The organism is Pseudoalteromonas sp. S408 (assembly GCF_005886645.1).
Taxonomy (GTDB): Bacteria; Pseudomonadota; Gammaproteobacteria; order Enterobacterales; family Alteromonadaceae; genus Pseudoalteromonas.
The window spans coordinates 173724-188782 of record NZ_PNDY01000001.1; the positions used below are offsets into that span (position 1 = coordinate 173724).

The 15059-nt window shown below is 39.4% G+C and carries 17 protein-coding genes; 4 read left to right on the top strand and 13 right to left on the bottom strand.

Features of this window, described 5'->3' with window-relative positions:
• Position 1: 1 nt before the first annotated feature.
• The 11 genes from CWB62_RS00885 to murJ all read right to left on the bottom strand — a co-directional run bounded on the left by CWB62_RS00885 (position 2) and on the right by murJ (position 11227).
• Entirely contained in the window at positions 2 to 505 is a 504-nt protein-coding gene (locus CWB62_RS00885; protein ID WP_058403470.1) for a hypothetical protein, read from the bottom strand.
• A complete protein-coding gene (locus CWB62_RS00890) occupies positions 493 to 1494 on the bottom strand; it encodes a PilW family protein (RefSeq protein ID WP_058403471.1) in 1002 nt (333 codons plus the stop codon). Before CWB62_RS00890 ends, CWB62_RS00885 begins: the two co-directional genes overlap by 13 nt.
• 2 nt (positions 1495 to 1496) lie before the next feature.
• Positions 1497 to 2057, bottom strand: coding sequence for a type IV pilus modification protein PilV (gene pilV / locus CWB62_RS00895; protein ID WP_138528706.1), 561 nt, complete (start codon positions 2055 to 2057; stop codon positions 1497 to 1499).
• A 105-nt stretch (positions 2058 to 2162) separates the two neighbouring features.
• Complete coding sequence (locus CWB62_RS00900) at positions 2163 to 2870, bottom strand: LytR/AlgR family response regulator transcription factor (RefSeq protein WP_138528708.1); 708 nt, start codon at positions 2868 to 2870, stop codon at positions 2163 to 2165.
• Entirely contained in the window at positions 2867 to 3901 is a 1035-nt protein-coding gene (locus CWB62_RS00905; protein ID WP_138528710.1) for a sensor histidine kinase, read from the bottom strand. Before CWB62_RS00905 ends, CWB62_RS00900 begins: the two co-directional genes overlap by 4 nt.
• Before the next feature lie 40 nt (positions 3902 to 3941).
• Positions 3942 to 4871, bottom strand: a complete 930-nt coding sequence (gene ispH, locus CWB62_RS00910) for a 4-hydroxy-3-methylbut-2-enyl diphosphate reductase (RefSeq protein WP_058551006.1) — start codon at positions 4869 to 4871, stop codon at positions 3942 to 3944.
• Positions 4871 to 5311 carry an FKBP-type peptidyl-prolyl cis-trans isomerase gene (gene fkpB, locus CWB62_RS00915; RefSeq protein WP_006792779.1) on the bottom strand — a complete coding sequence of 147 codons (441 nt, stop codon included), beginning with the start codon at positions 5309 to 5311 and terminating at the stop codon, positions 4871 to 4873. The genes ispH and fkpB overlap by 1 nt, the downstream gene beginning before the upstream one ends.
• Complete coding sequence (gene lspA / locus CWB62_RS00920) at positions 5308 to 5808, bottom strand: signal peptidase II (protein ID WP_010555931.1); 501 nt, start codon at positions 5806 to 5808, stop codon at positions 5308 to 5310. The genes fkpB and lspA overlap by 4 nt, the downstream gene beginning before the upstream one ends.
• Positions 5809 to 5820: 12 nt before the next feature.
• A complete protein-coding gene (gene ileS, locus CWB62_RS00925) occupies positions 5821 to 8649 on the bottom strand; it encodes an isoleucine--tRNA ligase (RefSeq protein WP_138528712.1) in 2829 nt (942 codons plus the stop codon).
• Positions 8650 to 8654: 5 nt separating this feature from the next.
• Positions 8655 to 9605, bottom strand: coding sequence for a bifunctional riboflavin kinase/FAD synthetase (ribF, locus tag CWB62_RS00930; protein WP_058403477.1), 951 nt, complete (start codon positions 9603 to 9605; stop codon positions 8655 to 8657).
• 83 nt (positions 9606 to 9688) lie between these two features.
• The gene (gene murJ / locus CWB62_RS00935; RefSeq protein WP_502704946.1) at positions 9689 to 11227 is read right to left on the bottom strand and encodes a murein biosynthesis integral membrane protein MurJ; all 1539 of its coding nucleotides are present in this window, start codon (positions 11225 to 11227) and stop codon (positions 9689 to 9691) included.
• A gap of 295 nt (positions 11228 to 11522) precedes the next feature.
• Here murJ and rpsT point away from each other — a divergent pair, with 295 nt between their 5' ends.
• Positions 11523 to 11783 (top strand): 30S ribosomal protein S20, encoded by a 261-nt coding sequence (gene rpsT, locus CWB62_RS00940; protein ID WP_006792774.1) that lies wholly within the window; start codon positions 11523 to 11525, stop codon positions 11781 to 11783.
• Between the two features lie 65 nt (positions 11784 to 11848).
• Here the strand turns inward: rpsT and CWB62_RS00945 are convergent, their stop codons facing one another.
• Positions 11849 to 12232 carry a response regulator gene (locus CWB62_RS00945; RefSeq protein WP_058403479.1) on the bottom strand — a complete coding sequence of 128 codons (384 nt, stop codon included), beginning with the start codon at positions 12230 to 12232 and terminating at the stop codon, positions 11849 to 11851.
• 113 nt (positions 12233 to 12345) lie between these two features.
• Here CWB62_RS00945 and CWB62_RS00950 point away from each other — a divergent pair, with 113 nt between their 5' ends.
• From CWB62_RS00950 to smrA, 3 genes are all read left to right on the top strand, one after another.
• The gene (locus CWB62_RS00950; RefSeq protein WP_138528714.1) at positions 12346 to 12789 is read left to right on the top strand and encodes a hypothetical protein; all 444 of its coding nucleotides are present in this window, start codon (positions 12346 to 12348) and stop codon (positions 12787 to 12789) included.
• Between the two features lie 106 nt (positions 12790 to 12895).
• Positions 12896 to 13141, top strand: coding sequence for a hypothetical protein (locus CWB62_RS00955; protein WP_138528716.1), 246 nt, complete (start codon positions 12896 to 12898; stop codon positions 13139 to 13141).
• A gap of 129 nt (positions 13142 to 13270) precedes the next feature.
• Positions 13271 to 13849, top strand: a complete 579-nt coding sequence (smrA, locus tag CWB62_RS00960; RefSeq protein ID WP_138528718.1) for a DNA endonuclease SmrA — start codon at positions 13271 to 13273, stop codon at positions 13847 to 13849.
• 205 nt (positions 13850 to 14054) lie between these two features.
• Here smrA and CWB62_RS00965 read toward each other — a convergent pair whose 3' ends face one another.
• Positions 14055 to 14975, bottom strand: coding sequence for a 2-hydroxyacid dehydrogenase (locus CWB62_RS00965; protein ID WP_058403482.1), 921 nt, complete (start codon positions 14973 to 14975; stop codon positions 14055 to 14057).
• Positions 14976 to 15059: the final 84 nt, after the last annotated feature.

Consider the following 15059-nt stretch of genomic DNA (forward strand, 5'->3'; position numbering starts at 1 on the left):
CTTAAATTCCCTTACTCATACTAGCCATTTCTTGTGCTACACCCGTCACAATTGTGAGTGAGTGCTTCGCTTTAGAACCATATTCAACAGTTGTAGCAACCTGTAACATGTTGCACGATATACCCGCGGTAAAGTTAAAACGCCTTGGGCACTCTAAATCAAGCGCTCCTTTGTTTAGGTTAATCATTTTACTTTGCATATCGCCATGTGTTGCAATCGTCATACCTTCGCCATTATCACCTGAGTGATGTGATACTTCATCCGGCGTTAAAAAAAACTGGTTTGCAGCTCCTTTATTAGCCTCATCAGAAATCATTCTTTGCACTTCACCAATCAGTTCATTTTCAGCGACTTCTCGCTCTTGCGCTGCATTTGTAATTTTAACGTCAATACTACTGCTGCTCATAAGTGTTACAGCAATACCGGTAACGGCTATAACCATGATCAATGCTGTAATAAGCACAACACCCTGCTGCTTGTTAGGTGAGTTTTTTAAATACGCCATAAGTTTGATCCAACGTTGTTTAATCGAATAGTGGTAGTAAATACGGTGCGTCTGTAACTGTCGTTAAATGTTAATTGACGCTTATTATCGTCTTCGCCCAAGGTATACGTTTGGTTTTTTATTTTAAGCCCCGGATCTTCTTGTAAAGCTCTTATCAATAAGAATACTTGAACAGTTAAAATACCCTTTCGGTCTTCCCAGTCTGAATGTTCCATATCGCTGATACTTTTATAGGTATCAATGCGGCTGTCACTATTTGTGTCGAGACCAAAAACAAAACGCATATTTTCTACGCCTTCCATGATTGTCTCTGTAGAAATATTGCCGCCCACCAAGCGTTTTCTCATCAATGCGGGAACGGTAATATTTTTATTATTAACTTTATAGGTTTGCTCAGAAACATAATAAACATGGTGGCTATAGGGCCAAACAGTTGCATTAATATTTAGCGCACCAGCATTAACCACGCCGCGCACAAATTGCGCTCTTTCTTGCTCAGCAACAAAGTAATTTTGACCCGCTTGGGTTTCGTTTCCTGCAGCTCCTACTGTTAAACGATTTCCCTGTAAAAACTTAAGCTGTAAAATATCTGTACTTTTTACAGGGTTACTCACACAGTTAAGTTCTTTAGACTCTTCAGCAACCTTTGCATAAATAGTTCTAAAGTTAGTGGTAGACGCTAAATCAGGAAAACTCCCATTATTAGCCCCTTCAAAACAATCTGGTGCAGGGGTTGTTGCTGAAGCCCTTGTGGTGTTACCTGCGACAAATGAGTCATCGTAGTATGTGCCCCAAAACCCAATTTGTTCTATATCTCGCTGCATAATATTAATAGCAAGACGCGCAGACTCTTGGATCTCACCGATGGTCATGGTGTCTTTTGTGGTTACTTTCATACCAATGTAGGTAAACATAACGCCACCAAGAACTAAACCACCTATAAAAAGCGAGATCATCATTTCTACAAGGGTAAACCCTTTTTGCTTCATGCTTAGCTCCTTAAGTAAATGTAACTAGTTAAAACAACTAAACGACGCTTTTTGTCTGATTCGCCACACTCAATCGCAGCTGTTGTATCATTAGCTGTAAACTCTTGCCTACCTTGCCATGAAATAATCACTTCTAAGTTAAACGCTTTACCACCTGACCCACCAACTGCCGTTGGCGTAATACACACAGTTGCATCATCTAAGGCACCTGTGTTCTCTCGCGCTCTGATTGCTCTTTTCCATTGTTCTAAATCTAAAGCCGCCACTTGCGCTGCACTACAGCTTGCACTGAAACAAGTTTGAGACGTTGATGTGGAGGTTTCACTGTTAAATGTTTTAGCATAAAGCCCAGCTAATTGCGGTGTATCATTTGCACGAATGCGCTGAATAATGTCGTTTCCAAGCGCAACAGCTGCAGCTCGCTGCATAGAATCAAAGCTTGCTTGCTTAGCCTTAGCTTGCAAAGCGACGGCCCCCAATAAGCCAAAGCTTAAAATAATAAATGCAATGAGTACTTCAATTAGTGTGAAGCCTTTTTGAAATTTTGTTTGAGACGATTGCATACCAAAACCAAATAAAAATTATCTGATTATAAGTTTATGACATTAAAATTTAGATTCAATACTTACTAGGATGAGCGGTAGGATTTGTTGATAAACGGTTAACAACTAGACTTTTAATATATTTTTAACTGCTTTTAGTTCCCGTCGACTTACGGCCAACGGCTCTGTGCAACCAGCAAGTTCAATAGTATGTAAACCAGCACGTTGTGTTTTTAAACACAGCAGTTTATTTTTATTTACTAGGGTGTTTCTATGAATTCTTAACAATTGAGCGGGATAAAGTAGCTCTAACTGTTTTAAACTTTGTTCAACAAAGGCTTCTCCACCTTCAAAAACCATATTCGTGTATTTTTCCTGCGCATTAAAATAGAAAATATTTTCAAGATCTACACTTTTTATCACCCCTGCTACCTGATAACTAATTTTAGGTGATTGCTGCTTTTGTACATGCGCTTTATTTATACGCCCTAGTTGTTCTAGTACTTTAGCTAAAGACTGCTCGGTAACCGGTTTAACTAAATACCCTGCAGCACTTAACTGCAGTGCATCCAATGCATGTTCAGGGTGAGCTGTTATAAATACTATTGCTGGCGGCAAAGCCAAGCTGTTAAGCTCATACGCAACTTGCAGGCCATTAATACCGGGCATATCAACGTCTAAGAAAATTAAATCGGGATTATACTTGTTAGCAAGCTTCAACGCTTCATTACCATTTGCCGCTTCTGCTTTTATCGTTATGCTGTTTTCATTTGCTAAGAGCCGTTTTAAGCGCATTCTAGCTAATGGTTCGTCATCAACAATTAGTACATTCATAAGCTATTCTCCATGTGCTTAGGGATAACGACTTTTACTCTGTATACGTTGTCCCTATTGGTAATAGTAAGCTGCGCTTTATTTTTATAGTAAATATTTAAACGCTGACGAATATTTTCAAGCGCCATGCCGTTATTAGGCCTAGTCTGCACTTTTGATGCTGTGATTGGGTTTGAAACAATCATAGTAATATAACCCGTGGTTATGTGCAGCTCTACATTAATGGTTGCGCCGTCTTCACTTGTTTCAACACCATGGCATACTGCGTTTTCAAGCAATGGCTGGAGTGATAGACACGGTATATTCAATGCTGGTAATTCTTCTGGAATGAGCCAATTAACTTTTAATCGCTCACCAAAGCGCCATGTTTCTAAAGCAATATATTGCTTACTCAGTGTTACCTCATCGTTTAGTAGCACGCTTTTACCAGAACGCATTGCTGCTTGAGATAATGCAGCTAATGCTAAGATAGCTTGCTCTGCGGCCGCGGCATCGTGATGCGTTAATTCTGCTGCGGTATTTAAGCTGTTATATAAAAAATGTGGACGAATTCGTGCCTGTAAAGCATCTAATTCTGCACGTGAAAGTGCCTTAGTTTGCTTCTCTTTTTCAGCATGAATAAGTAAAAACTGCACAAACAACGCAACCAAAAAAGCGACAATAATAATATTCTGCATTACAAAATAAATAAGGTGTTTAGTTGTATTTATGTCAAACGCAAAGTGCGAAAATAAAACACTAAATAAGCTGGTAAATAATAAAAAAGAAACAAAAAAAAGTGAAAGTTGCAAAACATGAGAACGATTTTGCAATAAAGGTCTGGCTATATATAACGAGGACGTACTTGATAAAACGATTAAGTGTAGAAATAAGCTAATTATCCCAAGCCTAAGCCATATATCCCCCTGAGCGTGCGGAGCAAATGCTAAAACGACCGCTATAACTTGAGTGACAACAAGCGAGGCAAGTACACCTCGCTCATTAAAAAGAGCCGAAAAAAGCAGTGCATCCGATTGAAGCGACTTGCTCATGACAGCTCTCCTTGTAATCTAAATAGTTAATTTATATAGATTAACGCAGCTCCACAGGAACAGCAAATACGATATTTTCTTCTTCGCCTGGATTTTCGACAACTTGCTTACCGCCAAGTTCTTTCAAACGACTGATTACTTGTTGAACAAGCACTTCAGGCGCAGATGCACCGGCAGTCACTCCCACTGAATTAGCACTTGAAACCCATTGCTCTTGTACGTCAGTCGCATCATCAATTAAATAAGCGGTTGTGCCCATTTTATCCGCAAGTTCGCGCAATCGATTTGAGTTTGAGCTGTTTTTTGCACCGACAACTAAAAGCACATCAACTTTATCAGCTAAATCACGCACAGCATCTTGGCGATTTTGTGTTGCATAACAAATATCATCCTTGCGCGGGCCGTCAATTGCTGGAAACTTTTCTCGTAATGCGTCAATGACATCTGCGGTGTCATCAACAGAGAGTGTTGTTTGACTACAATAAAATAAATTTTCTGCATCTTTAACATTAAGCGCAATAACATCGTCAACGGTTTCAACTAAATATATACCGCCAGCATTGTTGTCGTATTGCCCCATGGTGCCTTCAACTTCAGGGTGACCGTGATGACCAATAAGAATACATTCAGTCCCCTTGCGGCTTGCGCGGGTTACTTCCATATGTACTTTGGTAACAAGTGGACATGTTGCATCAAACACTTTTAGTTCTCTGCGCTTGGCTTCAGAACGAACGGCTTGCGAAACGCCATGAGCACTAAATATAACAATGCTATCGTCTGGTACTTGGTGCAATTCTTCGACAAACACAGCACCACGATTTTTTAAGCCATCTACAACATATTTGTTATGAACAACTTCATGACGCACGTAAATTGGCTTTTCAAAAATATCTAAAGCGCGCTCTACTATACTAATTGCTCTGTCAACGCCAGCACAAAAACCACGTGGGTTAGCTAATAAAATATCCATTAGCCCTCTACCTCAATAATATCCACTTCAAATGTTAAGCGCTGCCCAGATAACGGGTGATTAAAATCAATCGTAACCGACTCACCTTGCACTTCACGCACTAACCCAGGAAGTTCTGTTCCATCAGGTTGTGTAAACGCAATAATGGCACCTACTTTAGCAGGTGTCTCTGCGCCAAATTTACTACGATCAACGTAATAAATATTATCTGGATTTGGCTGACCAAATGCATCTTCAGGCTCTAGTTCAAACGTTTTACTTTCGCCTGCACTTAAACCCAATAGGCACTTCTCAAAATTTGCTGTTAAGCTACCATCGCCCATTGTTAATTTTGCAGGTTTGTTATGCACTTTAGTTGAATCAGCGGCAGAGCCATCTTCAAGTTTTATAGAAAAATGAAAAATAACTTGCGAGTTCTCACCAATTACAGCTTGGCTCATGCTTTGTGCTCCTTCGGACTCTCGCCTGTAAAGGCGTCAAATAATAACAATGCCGCGCCAACGCAAATAGCACAATCAGCAAAGTTAAATACAGGAAAATGTGAGTCTTCATAAAATACGTGAATAAAGTCAATTACATAACCGTAAGCAATACGGTCGTATAAATTACCAATAGCGCCAGCAAGCACTAACGAGTAAGCACCACATAACACTTTATTAGTAGCAGGTAATCTTTTTAGCCACCACACTAATAAGGCACTTATCGCAATTGCAATTGCGCTTAAAAACCAACGTTGCCAACCACCGGCATCACTTAAAAAACTATAAGCAGCACCGTAATTATGCACATAGGTAATACTAAAAACAGGTAGTAAATTGATAGACTCGCTATAAGCCATCGTATTTACAACAAGTGTTTTGCTGGCAAAGTCTATTGCTAAAAGCAATAGACTCAACCACAACCACACTAAACCACTTTTTTGGGCTAGTTTGCTCACTAACAATATCCCCTAAGCGAATTGACGCTTTTCGCCTTCGCCATCAACATTACTGACACAACGACCACAGATTTCAGGGTGAGTAGGTTCAACACCTACATCGTCGCTGTAATGCCAGCAACGCTCACATTTAGCGGCATCTGTTGCTGCAACACTAATGTACAAACCTTCAATTTCTGTTTCTTGCGTATCTGCAGGTTGGCTATCAACGCGAGTAACGTTAACAGCTGATGTTAACAGTACAAAACGCAGCTCATCACCCAATGCTGTTAATTTATTTGCCAGCTCTTCTCCCGCAAATAAATTAACCGTTGCTTGAAGTGCAGCACCAATAACTTCTTCTTTACGTGCCGCTTCTAATAAACGGTTCACTTCGTCACGTACATTTAAAATTGCTTGCCAGTCATCATTACTAAACTGGGTATTTGTTGGTGCTTGTAAACCTTCATACCACACTGATGTGAATACGTAATCACTGCGTTCACCTGGCAATGCTTCCCAAATTTCTTGCGCTGTAAAGCTCATAATTGGTGCCATCCAACGCGTCATTGCTTCAGCAATATGATAGAGCGCTGTTTGACAAGAACGTCGTGCATGGCTGTCGCTCTTTGCAGTGTACTGACGGTCTTTAATCACATCTAAATAGAACGAACCAAGCTCACCCGTACAGAAGTTCATCAGCTTTTGTGTAACTAATAGCATTTGGTAGCTATCGTAAGCTGCTAAAATTTCGTCCTGCAGCTGAGCTGCACGTCCAACAATCCACTTATCAAGCTCAACCATATCATCAACAGCCACTTGATCTGTTTTAGGATCAAAACCATTTAAGTTAGCTAATAAGTAACGGCTCGTATTACGAATACGGCGGTAGCGATCTGCTGAGCGTTTAAATATTTCGTCCGATACAGTCATTTCTGCCGTGTAATCAGTAGAGGCAACCCATAAACGTAAAATATCTGCACCTAGCTTATTCATAACGTTTTGTGGAGAGATAACGTTACCTAACGATTTAGACATTTTTCTGCCGTTTTCATCAACGGTAAAACCATGCGTAAGCACTTGTTTATAAGGAGCATGACCATTAATTGCGACCGATGTCATCATCGACGACATAAACCAACCACGGTGTTGATCAGACCCTTCAAGGTATAAGTCGGCTGGGCCGACTAATTCTTCACGCGCATCAACAACACACGCATGCGACACGCCTGAGTCAAACCATACATCGAGTGTATCTTGCACTTTCATGTATTGTTTAGCGTCTTCTTCGCCTAATAGTGTTTCTGGCTCTAAGTCATACCATGCTTGTATGCCTGATTTTTCTACTAGTTCTGCGGCTTGCTCAATAAGCGCTTGGGTATTTGGATGTAATGCACCGGTGTCTTTATCAACAAATAAAGCAATCGGCACACCCCATGTACGCTGGCGAGAAATACACCAATCTGGACGGCCTTCAACCATGTTTGCAATACGGCTTTCGCCCCACTCAGGGAGCCACTGTGTATTTTTGATTTCAGCAAGTGAATCATTACGTAAATTAGCTTGATCCATACTAACAAACCATTGCGGCGTAGCACGGAAAATAATAGGGGTTTTATGGCGCCAGCAATGCGGATAACTGTGAGTAAGCGCATGGTGATGCACTAAAGCGCCACGCTCTTTTAATACTTCAATTACGCTCGCGTTAGCTTTAAATACATGCTGACCTGCGAATAATTCTGTATCAGGCAAGTACACACCGTTTGCGCCAACTGGGTTAGCAACTTCAAGGTTGTAGTTTAAGCCTGCCACGAAATCTTCTTGACCATGACCCGGTGCTGTATGCACCACGCCAGTACCTGAGTCCGTAGTTACGTGTTCTGCAACAATCACCGGTACACTAAAATCATAAAAAGGATGTGCTACTTGCAAGTTTTCAAGTGCAGCACCTTTTACATAGCCTAAAACGTGGTAATGGTTAAAACCAAAACGATCCATAGCATCTTTTACAAGCTCTGAGCCTAAAATCAAACGTTGCTCAGCACCTTCATCTTCAACTTGAACCAATGCATATTCTAGGTCAGCATGGACAGCGACTGCACGGTTGGCCGGAAGCGTCCATGGTGTTGTAGTCCATATTACAGTGCCAACATCACCTTTACCTTTATGCCCTTGTGCCATATCAAATGCATTAACTACAGCGTCTTGATCATCAAAAATAAAACGCACATCAATTGCTGGCGATTGTTTATCTTGATACTCAACTTCAGCTTCAGCTAATGCAGAACCACAATCTGTACACCAGTGCACAGGTTTTGCGCCTTTGTGTAGGTGACCATTTTTAATAATACGACCAAGCACACGAATTGCATTCGCCTCAAAGTCAAAGTTCATTGTTAAATAAGGCTTGTCCCAATCGGCAAACACACCTAAACGTTTAAAATCAACTTTTTGACCTTCAACTTGCTTTTTAGCATATGCGCGGCATTTTTCACGAAACTCGCTCGCAGTTACTTTAACGCCAGGCTTACCTACTTTTTTCTCAACCATTAACTCAATTGGTAAACCGTGACAGTCCCAACCTGGAATATACGGCGAGTCGAAATCTGATAAGGTTTTAGACTTAACAATAATGTCTTTTAAAATTTTATTGACTGAGTGACCTAAGTGGATGTCGCCATTTGCATACGGAGGGCCGTCGTGCAAAATAAAGGTTTTTTTACCTTTTTTAGCGCTGCGGATTTGACCGTAAAGGTCGTCTTCATACCATGCTTTTAGCATTTTTGGTTCACGTTGTGCCAAATTGCCACGCATTGGAAACGGTGTTTCCGGTAAGTTCAAAGTATGTTTATAGTCGCTCATTTATCCTACATTCCGTCTCTATCGGCTACCTGATTTAAACCAAAACACTGTTTAGCGGCGGCAACATCTGTTGCTATTTGCGCCGTTAATTGTGTTAATGTCTCGAATTTTTTTTCATCGCGGAGTTTTTGTATCAACTCAACGTGCATAAATTGTCCGTAAATGTCTTGTGCAAAGTCAAAAAGATGAACTTCTAGAAGTGCACGTGTCCCATTAAATGTGGGTTTATTGCCTATATTAGCAACTCCAAAAACCCGTTTCCCTGCAATGGTCGCTTGCACAGCAAACACTCCATTTACGGGGCAAACTTGGCGTTTGAGCGCTATATTTGCGGTTCTAAAGCCAAGTTCACGGCCTCGTTTCCAACCATGTATAACACGCCCAGAAATCGCATAATTATGACCAAGCATTACTTTGGCATCAGCTAAGTTGCCACATGCCAATGCTTCACGTATTAACGTGCTGCTTACTCTAGCATTTAACTGGTGAAAACTCGCAGTGCTTTGTACATCCATGCCCGCTTGTTTACCCATATTAACAAGTAAATTAAAATTACCTTTACGTTGTTGGCCAAACCTAAAGTCGTCACCCACCGTTAGCGCTTTAACACCGAGTTTTTTTATTAGTATCTCGTTTACAAACTGTTCTGCGTGCATATTTGCAAACTGCTGGTTAAAGCTAATGCAAATAACTCGCTCAATGCCTAAATCGCTCAATAAACGCAGCTTATCACGTAACCGAGTAAGCCTTGCTGGGGCATTGTTTTTTGCAAAAAACTCTTGAGGCTGAGGCTCAAACAACAACACCGTACTAGGTAAGTTATGTGCTTTAGCGTCGGCTAACAAGCCTTTTAACACTTGCGCATGACCTAAGTGAACGCCGTCAAAATTACCAATAGTTAACACACACCCAAAATGCTGTGGGCGAATATTGTGTATACCTCTAATTAACTCCATGCCACCTAAAGCCTTTTTTCAGCAAGTATTATCACGACTTATACCAAGGAAAAGCCACAAGGCTGCCGATTATAATCTTTTTTTTAGTTTGATTCAGTAATTGCTACACTTTTTATCGTATTTAGTCTTACGCCCATTAAAAAGAGCATTGTAAAGTAGCTAACTCCTGCTAGTGCAACAAGGGCAATTAATAATATAACTTGCTGTACGAACGCCCACGAGGCCCAGTAATAGTAACTACTTACATACCATGTAACACACCCCATAACTATACTTGCAACAATACACTTTATAGTGAAACGCAAACTCATAGAAGAAAACTGATAAACGTTTTCTTTTTTAAGCTGCCTGTAAAGTAAAAATGCATTACAACTGGCTGACATTGATGTCGCGAGTGCTAACCCTAAGTAACCAATAAAGGGTGCCAACATAATGTTAAATACCATATTTAACACTAGGGTTATAATCCCAATTCGTACCGGGGTTTTAGTATCTTGACGGGAATAAAAACCAGGCGCGAGCACTTTAATCAACATAAAGCTAACTAACCCTACAGAGTAAGCAACAACACCTAAACTTACCGCTTTTACATGATCAACACTGTCCTCTTTAAAAGCACCATGATCGAATAACACCGTAATTATAAGTGGGCTAATTATCATTAAGCCAACCATTGCTGGTATACCTAAAAATATTACAAAGCGAACCCCCCAATCTAACGTATGCTGAAAATCACTGAGTTTTTTACTGCTGTGCAATTTAGAGAGTGCGGGTAAAATGACCGTTGCTATACCAATTCCAAATAAGCCAAGCGGAAACTCTATTAGCCTATCTGAGTAATAAAGCCATGCTATAGAGCCTGTCATCAGTAATGAGGCTATAATGGTATCTAGTAATAAATTAATTTGGCTTATCGATACGCCAAACAATGCAGGCAACATCAGCTTACGCACTTTTTTTACGTTCTCGTCTTGCCAAGCCCAACGCGGACGAGCCAACATTTTAGCGCGGTATAAAAAAGGTAATTGAAACAACAACTGAACAATACCACCGACAAATACACCAACGGCCAACGCATAGGCGCCTACACTAAATTTATCATGTAAAAAGATTGCACAGGTAATAATTGATATATTCAGCAACACGGGGGTAAATGCTGCAACGGCAAAACGATTGTAAACGTTCATTACCGCACCGCTCAGCGCGACTAAACTTACAAAAAACAAATATGGAAAAGTAAACTTTAATAACGAACTGGCCAGTTCAAACTTTTCTGCATTAGGGCCGCCCTGCCACCAATCAATAAACCACCCTGTACCAAATAAAGCGGCGATAACTGGCGAAGCCACCACACCAAAAATAGTGACTAACAGTAAAATAGTACCCAGCGTACCTGCTGCTTGGGCAACAAAGAGCCTTACTTTATCATCACCTTCCTGCTCCTTTATTTCACTTAAAACGGGTACAAATGCCTGTGCAAAAGCGCCTTCTGCAAATAAGCGACGTAAAAAATTAGGAATTCGGTTAGCAAATAAAAAAACATCAGCTGCAGCACTTGCTCCTAATAAATTAGCAACAACAGCATCTCTTACGAGTCCTAAAATGCGCGATATCATAGTCATACAACTAACAATCATACCGGAGCGAAATAAACCTTTTGACACCTTAAACCTACTTAAAAATCCCTAAGACACACGATTATGCCACAGTCTTTTTTATAAATCGCTTTAAAGCACTAGGCTGAGGGTCTGTGCTTTGTTACAATAGCGTCATTAACTGCTAAAGCGGCAAATTGATGCTCGTTATAAGGAGCAGTTTTTCTTGGATTGTTAAATTTAAATTGACATTCATGATAGAAACAGGCATATTCCACGGCCTTTAATTTAAGCTTTATTTTAAGATTGTTAGGAGCAAACCTTGGCTAACATCAAGTCTGCAAAAAAACGCGCTATCACAAGCGAAAAGAACCGTCAGCACAACGCAAGCCGTCGCTCAATGATGCGCACTTACTTCAAAAAAGTAGTTGTTGCTATTGAAGCTGGCGATAAAGAAGCTGCACAGCAAGCTTTCTCTGTTGCTACACCTATCCTAGACCGTTACGCAACTAAGGGTCTAATTCACAAAAACAAAGCAGCTCGTCATAAGAGCCGTTTAGCAGCTAAGATTAAAGCGCTATAATTTGTTTTTGCTTGAATATAAAAAACCGGCTTTTGCCGGTTTTTTTTTACTTTAAATATTGTGATTTACATTATTTCTAAATCAGGATAAAACTTTTTAAGCATGGCGGCTATTTTCTTTGGCGTAAATGGTTTTACAATAAACCCTTTAGCCCCTTTATCTATAGCATCCTTCACGTTATCAACACCTGAATGAGCAGAGACCATCACCACATTTGTTTCGGGGCTCATTTCGTTAATTTGTGCGATTAATTCTTTACCATCTCCATCTGGCAATTCAATATCTAAAAAAATCATACTGTATTTTGCAGCTTGGCATTCACTAATACACTGTGAGGCGGTAGATGCTTCCTTTACATTGTCTATCCCTAGATGCATGAGCGTTTGACTCAAAAAACTACGCACCGTGCTAACGTCATCCACAATTAAAATTGATAGCTGCGTGTCCATCTTCATTCCTCATAGGCTATAAGCTAACTTTACGTTATTATAATAATTAGCTTAGTATATAAATTTACTATTTGAATTATAAAGACCTATGTAAAAAAGGCCAGATCTGCTTTATGTCAAAAACACCAAAAAAACAATCCTTGCTAGGTAAAACACCAGCAAGAAAAAAAACAACACAAAAAAACAAAACTCAGGCAACTTCTCAAAGGCAGGCTCAAACAAATCAACACAATATTGATGCTGCGTTAAATAGCCAAGAACCTAAAGCCAAAAAAGGACTGTTAATAACGCTCGCTATTATTGCAGTAATAATTGTCGCTTTTCCAAAACCAACTTTACTCACCTATAAAAAATTAGGGATGGTTAGCGAAAGTATTTATTGGCCTGGTGTATTTGGATACGGTGCAACCCTTATAGACTCTAATTTACACCCTAAGTTTGACGATAAGCGCAAATCTCTTTATTTATGCAGTGATTTACAGAACCCGCAGAGCTGTCAAAAGTATCAAGTTATTGCTGACGACGGTCTAATTTCAGCGATTAAAAGTTACTTTTAGCATAAATAAAACTAATCTGAAAATATAAAATTACTTGGTTGAAAGGTGCGCAAAAGATCACCATAATGGCGCTCCTTTTTTCAACAACTGAACTATTGAAACGACCATGCTATACGAGCTAGATTGGCTTTTAAACACGATACTACTTGCACTAGGTTTAGGTGCATTCTTTATTAACCACATAACATTACTGCGCGTAGCTGCGATAAGTGCATGTGGCCTGCTATTTTTATCATTTAGCTTAGATCTTATGTCGTCGAGTGTTATTTCAAATATGAGTTTGGTATTGATCAATACATTTTACCTGTTTAAGGTTTATACATTTGGGCAACTAAATGTAACTCAGAGCTAACAACTTCTCTTAGAATTTTTTATAGCCCAGCATTGCTGGGCTTTTTTTATTGTATAAATCAAAATGGTTGGGAAATTGGGTGAACTGAGATAATATTTACCTCGTATTACATTATTTTGAGATTTCGGTATGACTTTATCTGATTTTGATTTATTTTTATCTTCTATGGAAGATGTGACCCCTATTAGCAGTGATACCATTAAGCCATTATCAAATACCCCTCACTCTTCACTTGCGCAGCAACAAAAGCGACAAGCGGCTGAAAACACTTTATCGGTAGATGAAAACTACTTAAGTTCAGAGTCTGTAGAGTTTGTTGAGCCATTTGCTATATTAAGCTTTAAAAAAGACGGTGTGCAAAGCCCTGTATTTAAAAACTTACGTTTAGCAAAGTATCAAGTTGACGCGACCTTAGACCTTCATGGCCAGCTACTTAACAATGCACGCAATACGCTCTTTAATTTTATTAATGACTGTCAGCAGCAAAATGTACGTGTGGTGCTTATTAGGCATGGTGTAGGAATCAAAAATAAAACTAAACCGGGAATACTCAAAAGTTTTGTAAATAAATGGTTACCTGAGATGCCCGCAGTATTAGCATATCACACTGCACAGAGACATCATGGTGGGAGTGGCGCAACGTATGTTTTGCTTAAAAAAAGTGCCGATAAAAAACACGAAAATAGAGAAATTCACAGCAAGCGGTAAACCTGCTGTGTCAATTTTTTATAAAACAGTTGGCTGATTAAACCATGCAGATACGCCTAATATTATTATTGAAATTATAATTAAGCTTAACCTAGCACCGCCCTGATTTGTTTTCATTTCACCCTCTTTATATTTTTATTGTTGAGAACACATACAACATTAATAAAAATTACATATGTTAACAAGCTGTTTCTTTAAATATTTATCAATATCCTTTCGTTCTATCTATTCGATTATTTAAAGTAATACCTTGCTGCAAGCGTTCAACGTTTTCTGCTATTTGTGCTGTAACACTGTTTATATCTGATAATGCAGCACAATGCGGTGTAAGGGTTATTTTATCATGCTGCCAATAAGGGTGTTCTTTACCAAGAGGTTCGTGTTCAAAAACGTCAATAACTGCAGCTCGAAGTGAATTTTCCTCTAAGGCATTAAGTAAATCAGCTTCTATAACATGCTCACCTCGCGCAACATTTATAATAACAGCATGATTAGGAAGCATACTAATTGTACTTTTATTAATAATACCTTTCGTTTTTTTGGTTAATGGCAACAAACATATTAGATAATCAATATTGCTAAGCATTTTTTGAAGCCCTTGTTCGCCATAAAATAAATTAACTGTATTACTCGTTTTATGTGTATGAGCCCAAGCATTTACACTAAAGTTATTGGCAATAAGTTGTTTCGCACATGCTTTGCCTAGCTCCCCAAAACCCAAAATCCCTACCTTATTTTGTTCATAAGCGCGTTTAGGTTTCCATTGCTGCTGTGTTTGCTTAATAAAGTATTCTTTTAATCGTAATTTTTGCGCTAAAACGTGAGTTAAGACATATTCGGCCATGTCTTGCGCTAACTTTTCGTCAACTATACGTACTACATCTATATTGTCGCCAAGCAAACTTAAATCAATGCTGTCTACACCGGCACCGAATGACGATACCGCTTTAAGGTTTGGTAACTTTGCCCACATATCTTGTGGTGCTTTCCATGCTAATACAAAATCAATACTTTCTAGATTATTACAATCTGGCCATTGCTGTATTTGTGTAGAGGGTAATCGGGCTTGTAATTGCTCTATTAACTTTGTGTTATCTCGCCCTGTAATTGCTACTAATACCGACATAGTTACTTCCAAAATAAGTTTATATAAAAATCAATGCTGACCAATCACTAAGCAGCCTTCTTTACACTTTAAAAGGTCACACAA

Coding starts and splice junctions, on each gene's coding strand:
- CWB62_RS00965 (WP_058403482.1), bottom strand. CDS start 14,975: ATGTCGGTATTAGTAGCAATTACAGGGCGAGATAACACAAAGTTAATA.
- pilV (WP_138528706.1), bottom strand. CDS start 2,057: ATGCAATCGTCTCAAACAAAATTTCAAAAAGGCTTCACACTAATTGAA.
- CWB62_RS00890 (WP_058403471.1), bottom strand. CDS start 1,494: ATGAAGCAAAAAGGGTTTACCCTTGTAGAAATGATGATCTCGCTTTTT.
- CWB62_RS00950 (WP_138528714.1), top strand. CDS start 12,346: ATGTCAAAAACACCAAAAAAACAATCCTTGCTAGGTAAAACACCAGCA.
- CWB62_RS00955 (WP_138528716.1), top strand. CDS start 12,896: ATGCTATACGAGCTAGATTGGCTTTTAAACACGATACTACTTGCACTA.
- CWB62_RS00885 (WP_058403470.1), bottom strand. CDS start 505: ATGGCGTATTTAAAAAACTCACCTAACAAGCAGCAGGGTGTTGTGCTT.
- fkpB (WP_006792779.1), bottom strand. CDS start 5,311: ATGAGCCAAGCTGTAATTGGTGAGAACTCGCAAGTTATTTTTCATTTT.
- smrA (WP_138528718.1), top strand. CDS start 13,271: ATGACTTTATCTGATTTTGATTTATTTTTATCTTCTATGGAAGATGTG.
- murJ (WP_502704946.1), bottom strand. CDS start 11,227: ATGACTATGATATCGCGCATTTTAGGACTCGTAAGAGATGCTGTTGTT.
- CWB62_RS00945 (WP_058403479.1), bottom strand. CDS start 12,232: ATGGACACGCAGCTATCAATTTTAATTGTGGATGACGTTAGCACGGTG.
- CWB62_RS00900 (WP_138528708.1), bottom strand. CDS start 2,870: ATGAATGTACTAATTGTTGATGACGAACCATTAGCTAGAATGCGCTTA.
- CWB62_RS00905 (WP_138528710.1), bottom strand. CDS start 3,901: ATGAGCAAGTCGCTTCAATCGGATGCACTGCTTTTTTCGGCTCTTTTT.
- ribF (WP_058403477.1), bottom strand. CDS start 9,605: ATGGAGTTAATTAGAGGTATACACAATATTCGCCCACAGCATTTTGGG.
- ileS (WP_138528712.1), bottom strand. CDS start 8,649: ATGAGCGACTATAAACATACTTTGAACTTACCGGAAACACCGTTTCCA.
- ispH (WP_058551006.1), bottom strand. CDS start 4,871: ATGGATATTTTATTAGCTAACCCACGTGGTTTTTGTGCTGGCGTTGAC.